We start from the raw sequence: 15,804 nt of genomic DNA on the forward strand, positions 1-15,804 counted from the left end.
TGCTGGATGCACCGCACTCTCTCTATGACGCAGATGCATTCAAACAGTAAATAGACGACACCGCATCATCATTGGGGATACCCCATTTCAACAAGCCCGCAGTGCAAGGGTTATTTCAGTAGATGCAGCAAAATGTCCGACCAAGTACGCATGCATAGACCCCGCACCGAGCGCAGCTTCCAGCGCGCGTGTTTCGCAGCATGACGGTGATCGCTCGTCCACATGAAATATGAGTCTTATGGGTATCCAGTGAAAAAAGTTACCTTAAATTCAGTAGAAATGATAGAAATGCGGATATAGTGAAATTTTTGTACTTAAAATTGACTAAAACACGGGTTTGGCTAGTTACTGGCGATCTAAGGTAAGTTTTTTCACTAAAAGTGGGTTCGTGCGTCGAATGAAGATTTTAAGGGAAGTAATTTCACTAAATCGCGACCGGATGAGCAAAGTTTCGGTGCAAGGGCCGTATTTATCATGAGGCGGAGGTGCAACTTTAGGCGCGGCAGGTCATTGACGTCGTGCATAAGCTATCGCGCAAGCTGCCGTTCGCGCTTAGCCCAAGGCTGTGCTTAGTCTCCTGCTTGAATGCTGCAAGGAGGTAAGTTAATAGCAGTGCAGTTATTGCAATGCATCTTAGGCACATTCATGTGCAAACTGCATTTCAGTTGAACTCAATAAGCGCGATAGTTAGGACAAGAGTGTGAAAGGTTTTGAAATAAAAGCTTTCTGTAAGAAAGCTGCATCGGGAGCATAGACTCGGAGCGTTCGCCTTTGTGAGCAGATTTCCCCCTTGTGAGAACTTAGTCCAATCCTGGAAATCTGTGAACAACAGCGATTGTAGGATCATTTCACACGGCTGCCCCTCTAACTCGCCCTCCGATGTTTAACTGTCCTTTGTGCTATTGCACATTTTCATGTAAGTATGCACCACCGCTGGCTATTCAGCAGATTCTGCAAGATGCGGCGAAGTACGCATGTGTACATTTCGCACCGAGCGCGGATCCAAGCGCGCGGTGTCTCACAGTATGATCTCAGAACAACAACAGGCTTCGGGGATTTCAGCTTCGGGAATTTAGCTTGCAATTTATTAGTGGATGGCATATAATCATTTCTGCACGTTAAAAAAGCTGCTATTCAAAATATGCGCCCGTGGTCCAATGGATATGACGTAGGCCTCCGGAGCCTGAGATCGAGGTTCGATTCCTCGCGGGCGCGCCATTTTATCTTTTACAATGCATAATGTTTTTCAGGTTGAATGCCCGTTTGGGCTTTTTTGTTACCTAGAGTTTGACTATCTTTGACTTTCTGTTTGAAATTGATTATGATGAGGTTAATATTTCTCGATTCCGTCAATTCTTATAGAGTTGAGGAACATTTGCACATTGTCGAGTCAACCGTATGAATTATCCATTCATACTATTGCCTTACCCTTGTGCCAAAGATCGAACCTTTATAAAGTTGGCAGACTCGAGAAGCATGGAGTTATAAACTAATGGATAAAACAGGGAGGTTTTTTCGGTGAGCTATATACCTATGGTCGTTGAACAAAGTAACCGGGGCGAACGCGCTTATGACATCTATTCCAGACTGCTGAAAGACCGGATCATTTTCCTCGGTTCGCAGGTAAATGATGTTGTGGCCAACGCGATTATCGCACAGATGCTGTTTCTGGATGCGGAAGACCCTGGAAAGGATATCCATCTGTACATTAATAGCCCTGGCGGTTCCATTACGGCTGGGATGGCCATTTTTGATACGATGCAATTCATTAAGTCCGATGTGTCTACCATCTGCGTAGGACTCGCGGCTTCTATGGGCGCTTTCCTGCTGAACGCAGGCGCACCAGGCAAGCGTTATGCGCTGCCGAACAGTGAAATTATGATTCACCAGCCGCTCGGCGGAGCAGAAGGCCAGGCAACGGATATTGAGATTCGTGCCCGCCGGATTCTCAAGATGCGCGACAAGCTGAACAAGATCCTCGCTGAACGGACCGGACAGCCGCTGGATCGGATCGAGAAGGACACCGACCGCGACTATTTCATGAGTGCTGCTGAAGCGAAGGACTACGGCCTGATCGATCGTGTTATCGAGAAGACACCGATGCCGGACAACAAGTAATTTTTATAAAATCAACTACAGGACTGCTGTTCCCGGATTGTTTTTGATCTGGGGGCGCAGTCTTTTTGCTTGCATTTCAAGGCAATCAGTGAAAAAATAATGAAAATATATGAAGCATTCCGAAATATTCTGAATACTGAAAATTCAAGGAGTGAAGCAGAATGTGTGCAAGCCGAAGAAAGAAGCTTCCGGAAGTCAGCCGGGTGCTGGCAGAGGTTGCTACCGGCAGTAGAAAAGCAGATTTAATTATTCTGGACGGTACGCTGGTCAATGTGTACACGGGCAAGCTGCAGCCCCATACGGATGTGGCAATTGCGGCTGGCCGCATTGCCTATATCGGCTCAGCCGCTCATCTGGCCGGCCCTGATACCATTCTCGTCCATGCGAAGGGCAGATACATCGTTCCAGGCTTGCTGGATGGACACATGCACGTAGAGAGCACCATGCTGTCTGTAACGGAATTCGCCAAGGCTGCCTTGGCAAAAGGAACGACCGGGGTATTTATGGACCCGCACGAGATTGCCAACGTCTTCGGCTCAGAGGGCGTCCGCTGGATGCACGAAGAGGGCCAGCAGCTGCCGCTGAAGGTCTACACCACCTTTCCGTCTTGTGTTCCTTCCACCGATGATCTGGAGGATGCCGGAGCCTGCTTGCATGTCTCCGACATTGAGGAGGGCATGACCTGGGAAGGCGTGGCCGGACTGGGCGAAGTGATGAATTTCCCCGGCGTCGTGCACGGTGATCCAAAAATGGCCGGAGAAATTGCCGCTACGATTAACGCTGGCAAGACCGTGACCGGACATTTCCCTAGTGACTCGGATTCCGAGCTGCAAGCTTATATCGCCTCCGGGGTATCGTCTTGTCACGAGACCGTAACCCGGGAGCAGGGTCTGCGCAAGCTGGAGCTGGGCATGTATCTGATGGTGCGTGAAGGCTCTGCCTGGCATGATGTCAAGGAAGTGATCAAGGTCGTTACAGAGGACGGGGCGGATTCCGCCCAGGTTCTGCTGATCACGGACGATGTATACCCGCAGACCTTGATTGAGAAAGGCCATATGAATCATGTCGTACGCCGGGCCATCAAAGAAGGCGTAGATCCCGTCAAGGCGATTCAGATGGGCTCGATCAATACGGCCCGTTACTTCCGGGTCGACGGTGATGTCGGGGGCATCGCCCCCGGCAAATGCGCCGATGTGCTGCTGATCGGCGATCTGGGCCGGATGGAGCCGTCCACAGTCATTGCGGACGGCGAGATCGTGTGGGAAGACGGCGAGCTTCGCGCCGGCTTCCCGGTGTACGAATACCCGGCGCATGCGCGGGATTCGGTACGCCTCGCCCGGCCTCTGGTACCGGGCGACTTCGCGGTGCCGAGCACGCTTGGCGCAGCCAGCAGCGGCACCGCGGTCCGCGTCATTCGCGCGATTGAAAATAGCGCGCGAACCGGACGCGGAACCGCCCGCCTCGAGGTGGCGGGCGGGTACATCCAGCCGAGCGTGGAGCAGGATGTGCTCACGCTCGCGTGCATTGACCGCCACCATGGGAGCGGTCAAATCTCGTTGGCCTTCGCGCAAGGCTTCGGCCTTAAGCGCGGTGCCGTGGCGTCGACGGTCGCCCACGACAGCCACAACCTCCTCGTGATGGGCGCCAGCCACGAGGAGATGGCCTTCGCCGCCAATGAGCTGGCGAAGCTCGGAGGCGGCATGATCGCCGTGCTGGACGGCCAGGTGCTGGCGGCAGTGCCGATGGTCATTGCCGGCCTGATGTCCGATCAGCCGCTCCCTACCGTCGCCCGGCAGGTTCAGGAGCTGGAGCAGGCCTGGAAGACGCTCGGCTGCACCTTGAACGCGCCGTTCATGACCTTCTCCCTGATCGCCCTGCCGGTCATTCCTGAGCTGCGGATCACCAACCGCGGGCTCGCCGATGTCGACCAGTTCCGTATAGTTCCATTGGAGCTGGGGACAGAGTAATCCATAGTGTTCCATAGAGCAACCCATAAAGAAGCCTCCCGCTGTATCGGCTATCTCCGTCAAGGAGACGCCGATGCCATGCGAGAGGCTTCTGCGGTTTTATTTAACTGATATAAGTTGAACTAAGTAGCTACGCAGAAAGGGCATAAGGGTGAAGTGTGCTGATGAAGCGTCAGCGTTCGCCTTTGTGAACGGATTTCTACCCATCTATGGGTTAATTTAATCAAGGAAATCCGTGAACAACAGCGATCTTAAGCACACTTCACACGTTGCCCCAGCGCGTACAATTATTAATTCGACTTATATAACTCCGGGAACGGGAAATAAAATTCCGGGAACCCGTAGGCATACGGCAGGTAGTCATAGAGCTGGAAGAAGATGACCACCCCGTTATTTTTCAAATAGTAATCCGGGTTGCTGCCGATCGTCTTGAAGCCGCCAAAGTAGCCCTCGGTCTGCTTCAGCTGCTTGGCGATCGACGGGTCAACGATTTTCCGGAAATCAGGGTTCTTCCGCAGTACCTCATCCAGCGTCAGCAGCTTGCCGTCACTCAGGCGGAAGGTTAACCCTTCCCGCACGCTGATTCCGTGCGCCCCTCCTGTATAAGCATAGGTCTGCTCCAGAATGCTCAGCAGTCCTCCCCGGTTAAAGGTCACCGTATAGTTCCCCAGATATTCGTAAGGGCTGCCGTTCGGAGATGGCTGATTCTCCTTGGTTTCCTTAAGCGCCCGCTCTACAAAAGACTTCGCTCGCTCCTGCAGCAGCGCATTGATCGAAGTTTCAGCCGTCTTATTGCGCAAACCGCTGATTTGAGGATACTCAACCTTGATCGAAGCCTCCGGAATGACCTTTTCCAGCCGCTGGGTAGTGATCTTGACATCATTCAGCTTATGCGGAACCAGGTTCAACGCATCTTTGGCTTGATTCCAATTCGACGTTACCCCCAGGTGGTCGACTACCACATTCACCGATACATATGGCTTGCCGTCGATCACCTTCCATTCATAGGGCAGAAGCTGTTTGCTGCCGTTCACCACCGCCTCGGCGCCATTCTCTCCCGGCTTAAGCTCCACCACTACATGGCGGCGGGTCAGCGTGTACACACCAGCGGCCGGATCATGCTTCACTGGAATTTTCAGACTCTTCTGAATAAATTCCAAGGGAACCAGCACATCCTCTTCTCCCTGCCGCCCTTGCCAGCGTACAGCCTTATCCTTGACGGTTAGCTTGACGGCCTGCCCCGGATTGAGCTTGGGGGTCTGCTGCTGTGTCTGAGCCGGAGCCTGGGTCAGCATAACCATATTCGATTCATATCCTGCAAGCTTTGATCCTGTCACAGCCGCAGTCTGAAGGTTATCCGCCGTTGCCGCGAGTGCGCCTGTGTTCAGCACGCTCGCCGCCAGCAGCAGCGAACCTGTGATGACTATCCATTTCTTCATGATCCTGATCACCTCTTCTTGGAGTTACCCCAATTATCTCCCATCGGCTATCAAATCATGCTCCTACCCTCCAAAATTGCGCAAGAGGACGCTAAACTCATCGTACGCTGCATACCGCTTCCCCTTACTCTCCAGCATTCTATCTTACCATCGTTTCATCTGCCTCCAAAATAGTTGTACAAAAAGTATTTATTCCTCCAGTTAACCTATCATCCGGTACAATTAGTTGCCCAAGCTACAGCTATTCCACCTTGCTTCACTGTGTTTTGGATCGAACGACGATTCTAAGTGTGTTTCGAGCAACTAAATCCTCTTATTGAGCTTGAATAACCAGAAATAGCTGCATAAATGCACCTATTCGCTCGGAGTCCTTGGGTTCTAGTCGCGTACTAATGCTCCAGCCAGCTAGAAAGGCTGCCCCCAGCCGCCGAACACGCTACTCTTTAATACTGCCTGCTCTTACTCTTACTCTTACTCTTACTCTTACTCTTACTCTTGCTCTTGCTCCTACTCCTACTCCTGCTCTCTTGTCTTTTCCCTCACTTCCTTTAGGCTTACCCCTATATCGCTAACGTCTCCTTGCTGTCCCCGACAATTAAAAAGAGTGATATACCCGCGCTGCATCCTGCAACAGGGACATATCACTCTCTTATCACTTATCTTTAGTTCTGTTACCGCCCGCTCTTCAGCTCCGTCCAGAAGCGGTCGTAAAGCTGCAGCTTGTCGCCAACATCGCCAAGCCATTCCGTGCGGGATAACTCATCCTCCGACAGATTGATCATCTTGTCATTGTTGTACTCCTCGCTATGGAACTCATGTGCCTTGGTGTTCGGGTCACTGTAACCGATCGATTCATAGTTCTTGGCGCTGTTCTCCGGATCCAGCATGAAGTTGATGAACTTCTCCGCCAGCTCCTGATTTTTAGCACCCTTTGGAATCGCATAGTTATCGGACCAGATCGTTCCGCCTTCCTTAGGCACCACGAATGCGACATCCGGGTTATCCTTCGCAATATAAGAAGCGTCGCCGGACCAAACCGTTCCGATCCAGCCTTCTTCCTGAATCATCTTTTGCTTAATATTGTCTGTATCAAAAGCCAGCACGCTTGGAAGCAGGGCCTTCAGATCGTCAACCGCTGCAGTAATCTCGGATTCCTCCGTAGAACTGTTGGAGTGTCCTGCCTTTTTGAGCGCCATTCCGATCACTTCCCGATTGTCGTCCAGCAGCAATACCTTACCTTCATATTCCGGATTCCAGAGGTCTTCCCAGCTGTCGATCTCATCCTTCACATACTTGGTGTTGTAGGCAATTCCCGTTACACCGGAAGTATAGACGATAGAATACTGGTTCCCCGGATCATAAGAAGGATCCTTATACGAATCAGAAACATATTCAAAGTTCGGAATGTTGTCTTTGTTGAGCGGTGCCAGCAAATCCTGCTTAATCATCGTTGCCACCATATAATCGGAAGGCTGAATCAGGTCATAGCCGCTGCCGCCGGCGTTAATCTTCGCCAGCAGGTCCTCGTTGTTCGCAAATACATCATAGTTGATTCTGACATCGAATTCCTGTTCAAATGCCGCCAGCACATCGGCGTCAAAGTTGTCCGCCCAGCTGTAGATGTTCAATGTTTCCTTGGAAGAACCGCCGCAGCCCGACAATACGGACAGTGCCAGTCCAGCAGCCAGCACGATGCCGGCCCATTTCATTTTTTTCAATTTAGGATCTCCTCTCTTTCCGCAAATGAAGTCCGTAAGCGCTCTGAGAAAGAGCATTTACTTCTTTGCCATTACATTTTTAAATGGACTTACGCTTTATGCTTTCGAAGCAGCTTTCTTTCAGAAAGCGTTCACTTCAGAACTCTTTATACTCCTGCCTTTTAGTGTAGCTTCTTTAGTTCAACTTATATATTCTTAAAACGGAAGCACCGATTGTTTTTTCTGGCCTTTGCCTCTATTTAATACAAATTGAGCCAAGAAAATCAAGGTAACACTCACAAGAATCAATAGGGTACACAAGGCGTTAATTTCCGGGGAAATACCCCGTTTAACTTGTCCGTAAATGTAAATCGGCAGTGTCGTGGAGCTCGGACCGCTGACGAAGAAGCTGACCATGAAATCATCCAGGGACATGGTGAAAGCGATCAAAGCACCGGAAATGATCCCCGGCGTAATCTGCGGCAGTGTCACATGCCGGAAGGTTTGCCAAGCGTTCGCACCCAGATCCTGCGCCGCTTCCTCTAACTGCCCGCCCATACCCGCAAGCCGCGTCGAGACAATCACATAGACATACGAGATACAGAATGTAATATGCGCAATAATGATCGTCAGCTTCCCAAGCGGAATATGGAATTGCGTGAATAGCACCAGCAGGGACAAGCCCATAATGATATCCGGAATAATAATCGGCAAATACAGCAGCCCGCCCATCCCGGCCTTGGTCTTGCGTCCCACCTTACGGATCGACAACGCAGCCAGCGTTCCCAGCAAGGTGGATACTACCGTAGCAGCTATTGCTACCGTTAACGTATTGCCCAGTGCCTCCATCACCCGCCGGTTGTGGAACAGGGAAATGTACCAATCCAGCGTAAATCCGCTCCAATCGGCAGCCAGACGCGAGCTGTTGAAGGAATAGGCAATGATAAAGCCGATCGGAACATAAATGAAGATCATCACCAGCAAGGAGTGAATTCCCAGCAAGGGGTGATTTTTGCGCTTCGTATGCATCAGCGTCCCTCCTTCGCAGCGAGATGCCTGGACGTCATCGCTCTGTTGAACAAGGCGATCAGCACCAGCGAGGTAATCACAAAGATGACGGAGAGCGCCGCACCGAACGGCCAGTTGCGCGCACCCAGGAACTGGCTCTGAATAATGTTGCTGATCATCGCCGACTTAGCTCCGCCAAGAATATCGGTGACTACGAACATGCCGCTGGTGGACACATAGACAAGCACGGAGCCCGTCATGATGCCCGACTTGGTCTGCGGCAAGGTAATATGCCAGAACGACTTCCATCTGGTCGCACCCAGATCATCTGCCGCCTCCAGCAGCCGCTTGTCCATTTGTTCGAGCGCAACGTAAATCGGGAGCACCATGAACGGAATAAAAGTATACACCATCCCCAGCAATACGGCTCCCTTGGTATATAGCAGCTGCAGAGGCTCATTGATCCATCCGAATTGAATCAACAGATTATTTACCACACCCTGCGTCCGCAGCAACAGCACCCAGGCATAGGTCCGGATCAGAAAGTTGATCCAGAACGGAATCGTGATTAACGCAAGCCCCCAGGTCTGCATCCGCGGTCCGGCATTGGCAATGTAGTAGGCCAACGGGTAGCTGAACAGCAAACACAGAACCGTCGTTACCACAGATAATACGATGGTATCCCAGTAAATACCCAGGTACAGCGAATCAAAAAAGGTAGCGTAGCTGCTGGCCTGGAATGTAAATACGACATTACCCAATTCATCGCGGCCCATAAAGGAGATCACGACAACAATCAGCATCGGAACAACGAGAAACAAGCTCAGCCAGAACAGGACCGGCAGCAGCCCCAGGCCAGATCTCCACCGTCTCATGGTCCGATTACCACCTCATCCCCGGTCTTCCAATTCACGCCTACCTTCTCACCGATCGTCCATGGGCGCTCATCAGAAATATCCAGAATAATGGATACGGTCATCGGCTCGTCCTCCAGCTGTACGATCAGCTTGTGAATGCTGCCCAGATAGAGCACATCCATCACTTCACCGACGCGCTTGCAGCCCTCCGGGTTCCGCTCGACCGATAGCTTCTCGGGACGCACGGCAAACAGCCGCCCATCCAGCGAGAAAATGTTATTCTCTCCCACAAATGTAGCGGAAAACAAGGTCTTTGGCGTGGCATAAATCTCGCGCGGGGTGCCGATCTGCTCGACTTTTCCACTATTCATAATGACAATCCGGTCGGACAGCATCATCGCTTCCTCTTGATCATGGGTCACATAGACGAACGTGATCCCGAGACTCCGTTGCAGATGCTTGAGCTCGGATTGCAGGTTTTTGCGAAGCTGCAGATCAAGCGCACCAAGCGGCTCGTCCAACAGCAGCACCTTGGGCTTGTTGGCGATAGCGCGGGCAATCGCAACCCGCTGCTGTTGTCCGCCGGATAGCTGGTGCGGATAACGCTTTACCAGTGCGGTAAGCTGGGTCATAGCTACAGCTTCATCAATACGCTTACGCTGCTCCTTGGGGGGCAGCTTCTTCATCTTCAGGCCGAATGCAATATTATCTTCAACGGTCATATGGGGAAACAAGGCATAGTGTTGAAATACCAGGTTCAAGTCCCGGCGATTGGGCGGCAGGCTTGTCAGATCGGTGCCATCCAGCAGAATCTGTCCGCTGGTCGGTTGCTCGAATCCGGCAATCATGCGCAAAATCGTCGTCTTGCCGCAGCCGCTCGGGCCCAGCAAGGTTAGGAATTCCCCTTCCTTAATGGTGAGCGAAAGCGGATGCACAACGACTTGTCCCGCAAATTGCTTTTCAACGCCGGACAATTCAATCATCGTAGCATCAACTCCTTCAATAGGGTGTCTTTAAGAAAAAAAAGCCATATCCATTGGTATGGCTTTTCAGGTCGATCGATTCATTTTTTTGCATATTCACTATACCTTGTTTTGGCGGAGGATACAATACCCTTTCATTGAATCCTGTTCCGGGCGCCTATAATAGGAAGAAACCACCACATGACAACACCCGGAAACAGCGAATCCAAGCTCGCCATTTCCGGGTGTGTCTAAACCGTCATGCTGTTATTTCAATTCATAAGTAACACTGACGTTCGCCTTCAACGTCACTTCACCAGCTTCAAGCGAGGTGGAGCCGCCGGTATCGGCTGCGGCTTTGCTCATCAGCATTTCATTTTGCATATAGACCGGAGTCTCGCCTCCGCCGGACAAGGTTACATTAACGACCACGCCCAGCGAGCGGCCAGCCGACTTGGCAATGGCGGAAGCCTTGAGCTTGGCATTGCTCATCGCCTTGTCAATCACTTGCTCCTGATATTGATCGGTGTTTTCCGTACTGAAGCGTACATCGGAAATCCGGTTTGCTCCGGCCTCCGAAGCGGCGTCCAACAGCTGTCCAACCTTGGTCAGATCACGGTAAGTAACGTTCAATGAATGATACGCTGTATAGCCGTTCACTTTCTGGCCTTCCTTTTCAGAATAGCTATAGTTCGGCTGTACATAGAATTGTCCGGTTTGAAGATCCTTGGCATCGACCTTCCAGGTATCCTTCAGAACGCTTTGGATTTTCGCCATTTTGGCGCTGTTGGCGCTCTGTGCTTCCTTCGCGGTTGCAGCTTCCGTCTCTACGCCAATCGTAAGCGTGACAATATCTGGCTTGACGGACAGCTCTCCTGATCCTGCAACATTAACGACATTGCGCAATACATCACTCTCTGCAGCCTGGACCTGCTGTGCCGGACCTGCTGTATTGGTCAGCAGAGCCGCTCCAGTCAACAATGTGCCGGCGATTGCAAATGCACTAACAGACTTGACCCATTTATTCATTTCAATGACCTCCATTTTCCTTCATAATATTGGTGATTTTATCTTCTTAACGCAAAAAAGAGATTGATAGTTGCAGGCAAACAAAAAAAATGGGAATGAATCGTAAATTCCGATCCATTCCCATTCTCGTCCCTTTACCCGGGTCATAACCGTCTAAAGGATATTATTGATTCTCAAGCTCTTCCTTGCTGACAAGATTGATTAAAGCGCTTGCGGCCTGCTCGGCATCCGCACCCTCTGCGCTTATGTAAATCTCGGTGCCCGTGCTGATCGCAAGGCTCATAATTCCCATGATACTTTTGGCATTCACTTTTTTATCATCCTTCTCAACAAAAATCTCAGAAGAATATTTGTTGGCTTCCTGAACAAAAAGCGCTGCCGGCCGGGCATGAAGCCCCGTCTTAAGACGAACGGTTACCGGGTTTCTTACCATCTATCCTTACCCCCTAATACTTGATCCACCACGTGTCCACCATTTGTGAACATTTATAATTAAATCCATTATATCATACACCGACATCGGCACACTAGCAAAACCGAAAACAACTTTAACTGCCCCGGATTTTTTCCGCCAGCTCGTCGATTTTTCGCAGTCGATGATTGACGCCGGACTTGCTTACCGGGTTTTTTAACATCTCTCCGACTTCCTTCAGGTTCATATCCGGATGCGCCAGACGGATTTCAGCCACCTCACGCAGCTTATCGGGCAGATTTTCCAAACCCATTTCCTTCTGCAGCAGCTTGATATTATCGATCTGCCGGACGGCCGCCCCAATCGTCTTGTTCAGGTTGGCGGTCTCGCAATTGACGATGCGGTTGACCGAGTTGCGCATATCCCGCATAATTCGTACATCCTCAAACTTGAACAGTGCTTGGTGCGCTCCAATAATGTTCAGCAGCTCGATAATCTTTTCGCCTTCCTTGATGTAAAAAATAAAGCCCTTCTTCCGCTCGATGCAGCGCGCGTTCAGATGAAATTCATTGGCCAGGGCCACCAGGGCTTGGCAATGCTCTTCGTACATCGACGAAATTTCCAGATGGTATGAGGAGCCTTCCGGATTGTTGACCGAGCCGCCAGCAAGGAACGCTCCCCGCAGGTATGCGCGCTTGCAGCAATTTTTCCGGGTAAGCTCTTCATGAATCCCCGGCGTAAAGACAAAGCCTTCGGAGACAATGTGCAGCTCTTTTAGGATTTCCTGAACACGGGCAGGTATTCTCACGATATATACATTATTTTTCTTGAGCCGCATTTTCTTACGGACCAAGAGCTCGGTATGCACCTGAAAATGCTTCTTCAGGAGAGAATAGATCCGCCTTGCTATCGCAGCGTTCTCCGTAGAGATATCGAGCACGACCTTCTTGTTCGTCAGCTGAACCGACCCGTTCATCCGGATCAGCGCGGAGAGCTCCGCTTGTTCACAGCAAGCGTCAGCTTCGATCATGGTCAGTTCTTTTTTGGTTTGCGCCGCAAACGACAACGGATTCACCTCTTTCTGCTAATCCAGTCTTGCACCAGCTGATAAATGTGTTGACTCAGCTTGTCAGCGTCATGCCGCAGGTAACGGCGGAACAGGACCAACGTATCGGCGATCATCTTGTAGCCCCTGCCGGTCACGACATCCCAATCCACCTGGACGGGCTTGGCGCCCTTCTCGGCGTAGAAGTCCTGTACCTGAGCCGGAATTTCACCGTCATTCACAATGACATAATCAAACAAATGATGCCCTACATGCTTATAAATCGCCTCTAAATGATCGCTTACCGTATAATCATCGGTCTCCCCGGGCTGGGTCATAACATTGCAGACAAATATTTTAATGGCATTTTCATTCTCCAGAATGGCTTCGGCCAGCTTGGGCACGAGCAGATTTGGAATAATGCTGGTATAAAGGCTTCCCGGACCGATCAGTATGGCATCCGCTTCACGAATCGCCTCGACGGCTTCAGGAAGCGGCTCCACTTCTTCCGGCTCAATGAAGATCCTGCTGATCTTGCCGCCTGCTTCAGGAATCTTCGATTCCCCCGTCACAATCGAGCCGTCCTCCATTTCCGCCTTCAAGATCACAGCCTGCCCTGCGGCCGGCAGAACCCGCCCGCGAACAGCGAACACCCGGCTCAGTTCCCGGACTGCTGTCACGAAATCTCCGGAGATATCCGTGATCGCAGCAAGAATCAGATTGCCAAGACTGTGGCCGGCCAAGCCGGAACCATTCGAAAAGCGATAACTGAGCATATCCGATAACAGCGGTTCCACATCGGCCAAAGCTGTTAATACGTTGCGGATGTCTCCGGGCGGCGGCATTTGCAGCTCGCTGCGGAGAATACCGGAGCTCCCTCCGTCATCGGCAACGGTAACAATAGCCGTAATGTCGAGCGGCTTCTCTTTCAACCCTCGCAGCATGACTGACAAGCCGGTTCCCCCGCCCATCACGACAATCCGCGGCACTCTCTCATTCTTGATCCGATGGATCACCAAACTCACCTCTGTCTTTCTGAGCAGCAACTAATTCCGGTCCCGGCCCTCATCCCGATGGCTGACGCGAACGGATTCGGTCTCGCTCGCTCCAAGCATTCGGCCCAGATACTCGGCGATGGCGACTGAACGATGCTTGCCGCCGGTACAGCCGATCCCGATAATGACCTGGCTCTTGCCCTCTTTATGATACTGGGGCAGCAGGAAATGGAGCATATCAAGCAGCTTGGTCAGAAACTCCTGGGTTTCCGGCCACTTCATAACATAATCATATACATCGCTGTCTTGTCCCGTGTGTGGACGAAGCTGGTCAATATAATGAGGGTTCGGCAGGAATCGGACATCGAATACCAAATCGGCATCAATCGGTATTCCGTATTTAAAGCCAAAGGAAGTAATATTCACAGACAGGTGATTGCTTTCTAAGTGGGAAAAGCGGGAAATGATCTTCTCCTTCAGCTGGGCTGGCTTCATGTTGCTCGTGTCGATGACTTGATTTGCCGACATTCTTAACTCATCCAGCATTTTACGCTCCAGCTTGATCCCGTCTAACGGCATCCCGTCCGGCGCAAGGGGGTGGCGACGGCGGCTCTCCTTGTAACGCTGCACCAGGACAGCATCCGTTGCATCCAGGAACAGAATATCACTCTTGATCGTGAAATGATCCTTGATATAATTCAGCGATTCCGACAGCGCAGTGAAAAACTCCCGGCCCCGCAAGTCGATGACCAGCGCTACCTTGGCAATTCTACCCTTCGACTGTTCAATGAGCTCGGCGAATTTGGGGATCAGAACCGGCGGTAGATTATCGACGCAGAAAAAGCCGAGATCCTCCAGACTTTTTACGGCAACCGATTTGCCTGCCCCGGACATCCCCGTAATAATGATCAGATTCGCGACAGAAGCTTCCTCTTTTTCAGGCATTCTGCTCCCTCCTAACAATTCCCCCAGAAATTCCTGGTCTATATAAATTTACCTAAATTAGATTTGCCTTGGAGATACCGTTGCGAGTAGAGGTGTCCCTACGATCGCTGTTGCTCACAGATTTCTCTTATTGGTTATTTTCGGTAGAAATCTGCTCACAAAGGCGAACGCTTCGCTTCTTCAAGACACCTCTACTCTCTACTGGACCCACTAGACCTCCTAATTCAAGTCTCAAATCCAAACTCATAATTACAGCTGAATTATTACAAGAACAAGCCGGCTGCGCCGACCGTACCCGCATCATTGCCCAAAGTAGCAGGCACGATTCGCAGGCCTTTTTGCACGGGCTCCGGTGTCAGCTTGGCAAATACGCTGCGGATCTCATCGAACAGAATATCTCCCGCATAGGAAACGCCGCCGCCGATGATGAACAGCTCCGGATTCAGAATGACCGCTGTAGCCGCCATCGATTTACCGAGATAGAATGCCGCACGGTTAACGATTCGAATCGCCGCCTCATCACCCAACTTCGCCGCATCAAATACATCCTTCGCCATAATGTTCCCCACTTGGGCTAGCGAAGTCCGTTCGCCCCGGGCTACTGCATCCTTGGCCATCTTGATAATGCCGGTTGCCGAGGAGACTGTCTCCAGGCAGCCCATCTTCCCGCAGCCGCACTGAATCGCCTCCAGGTCCGGGACAACCGATACATGTCCCAGCTCACCCGCCATACCAGAGAAGCCTTGATAGATTTTCCCGTTAATAATAATACCGCCGCCAACGCCGGTTCCAAGCGTATAGCATACGCAGTTCTCGACACCCTTGCCTGCGCCGCCCCAAGCTTCGCCCAAGGCTGCTACATTAGCATCATTGTCGATCTTAACCGGCTTGCCAAGGCGTCCCTCAAGAATCTCGCGAATGTGCAGATCCTTGAGTCCAACATTGGGCGCAAGGATAATAATGCCTTCCTTTACATTGGTGAAGCCGGCTACTCCGGCACCTACTCCGGCAACCTGATCCCATTCGAACGGAGATTGCTCGACTACGAGCCGGACATATTTCTCAATATTGCCCACCACGGTATCCGGACCCTTCTCCTTTTCCGTAGGTCCTTCATACGTATGAAGCAATTGTCCTTCCTCACTGCAGATGCCGACCTTGATCGCTGTGCCGCCAAGATCCACGCCAATGTAAATTTTTTCAGACATTTCACAAGCCACCTTTATAAAATTAATTAAAATCAATCTATTCCATACTCCTACGTACCAACTATAAGCGAACCCTTACGTTCGGTCAAGAGAAGTGGACTGCGTCTGGAAATGCAGGAAGG

At 51.2% G+C, this 15,804-nt stretch carries 13 protein-coding genes and 1 tRNA gene; 3 read left to right on the plus strand and 11 right to left on the minus strand.

Features of this window, described 5'->3' with window-relative positions; translation table 11 throughout:
* Positions 1-1,143: 1,143 nt before the first annotated feature.
* The 3 genes from KI362_RS06125 (at position 1,144) to ade (ending at position 4,085) form a co-directional block, all read left to right on the plus strand.
* A tRNA-Arg gene (locus KI362_RS06125) sits at positions 1,144-1,218 on the plus strand.
* Positions 1,219-1,518: 300 nt separating this feature from the next.
* A complete protein-coding gene (clpP, locus tag KI362_RS06130; protein WP_044480670.1) occupies positions 1,519-2,118 on the plus strand; it encodes an ATP-dependent Clp endopeptidase proteolytic subunit ClpP in 600 nt (199 codons plus the stop codon).
* Between the two features lie 161 nt (positions 2,119-2,279).
* Positions 2,280-4,085, plus strand: a complete 1,806-nt coding sequence (gene ade, locus KI362_RS06135) for an adenine deaminase (RefSeq protein ID WP_301625664.1) — start codon at positions 2,280-2,282, stop codon at positions 4,083-4,085.
* 290 nt (positions 4,086-4,375) lie between these two features.
* Here the strand turns inward: ade and KI362_RS06140 are convergent, their stop codons facing one another.
* The 11 genes from KI362_RS06140 to KI362_RS06190 form a co-directional block, all read right to left on the minus strand.
* Positions 4,376-5,524, minus strand: coding sequence for a PdaC/SigV domain-containing protein (locus tag KI362_RS06140; protein ID WP_301625666.1), 1,149 nt, complete (start codon positions 5,522-5,524; stop codon positions 4,376-4,378).
* A gap of 671 nt (positions 5,525-6,195) precedes the next feature.
* Positions 6,196-7,242, minus strand: coding sequence for an ABC transporter substrate-binding protein (locus tag KI362_RS06145; RefSeq protein WP_301625668.1), 1,047 nt, complete (start codon positions 7,240-7,242; stop codon positions 6,196-6,198).
* A 195-nt stretch (positions 7,243-7,437) separates the two neighbouring features.
* Positions 7,438-8,250, minus strand: coding sequence for an ABC transporter permease (locus KI362_RS06150; protein WP_301625670.1), 813 nt, complete (start codon positions 8,248-8,250; stop codon positions 7,438-7,440).
* Entirely contained in the window at positions 8,250-9,104 is an 855-nt protein-coding gene (locus KI362_RS06155; RefSeq protein ID WP_301625672.1) for an ABC transporter permease, read from the minus strand. The genes KI362_RS06150 and KI362_RS06155 overlap by 1 nt, the downstream gene beginning before the upstream one ends.
* Positions 9,101-10,069: an ABC transporter ATP-binding protein gene (locus KI362_RS06160; RefSeq protein WP_044480677.1), complete on the minus strand. Its 969-nt coding sequence runs from the start codon at positions 10,067-10,069 to the stop codon at positions 9,101-9,103. The genes KI362_RS06155 and KI362_RS06160 overlap by 4 nt, the downstream gene beginning before the upstream one ends.
* Before the next feature lie 246 nt (positions 10,070-10,315).
* On the minus strand, positions 10,316-11,077 hold the full coding sequence (locus KI362_RS06165) for an SIMPL domain-containing protein (protein ID WP_301625673.1): 762 nt from the start codon (positions 11,075-11,077) through the stop codon (positions 10,316-10,318).
* Positions 11,078-11,240: 163 nt separating this feature from the next.
* The gene (locus KI362_RS06170; RefSeq protein WP_044480680.1) at positions 11,241-11,510 is read right to left on the minus strand and encodes an HPr family phosphocarrier protein; all 270 of its coding nucleotides are present in this window, start codon (positions 11,508-11,510) and stop codon (positions 11,241-11,243) included.
* Positions 11,511-11,625: 115 nt separating this feature from the next.
* A complete protein-coding gene (whiA, locus tag KI362_RS06175) occupies positions 11,626-12,555 on the minus strand; it encodes a DNA-binding protein WhiA (protein ID WP_301625675.1) in 930 nt (309 codons plus the stop codon).
* A gap of 5 nt (positions 12,556-12,560) precedes the next feature.
* Complete coding sequence (locus KI362_RS06180) at positions 12,561-13,505, minus strand: gluconeogenesis factor YvcK family protein (protein ID WP_301625801.1); 945 nt, start codon at positions 13,503-13,505, stop codon at positions 12,561-12,563.
* Between the two features lie 75 nt (positions 13,506-13,580).
* Positions 13,581-14,474: an RNase adapter RapZ gene (rapZ, locus tag KI362_RS06185; protein ID WP_301625676.1), complete on the minus strand. Its 894-nt coding sequence runs from the start codon at positions 14,472-14,474 to the stop codon at positions 13,581-13,583.
* A 263-nt stretch (positions 14,475-14,737) separates the two neighbouring features.
* A complete protein-coding gene (locus KI362_RS06190) occupies positions 14,738-15,682 on the minus strand; it encodes an ROK family glucokinase (RefSeq protein ID WP_301625678.1) in 945 nt (314 codons plus the stop codon).
* Positions 15,683-15,804 lie beyond the last annotated feature (122 nt).

It is taken from the genome of Paenibacillus apis, from assembly GCF_018333295.1.
GTDB lineage: Bacteria > Bacillota > Bacilli > Paenibacillales > Paenibacillaceae > Fontibacillus > Fontibacillus antibioticophila.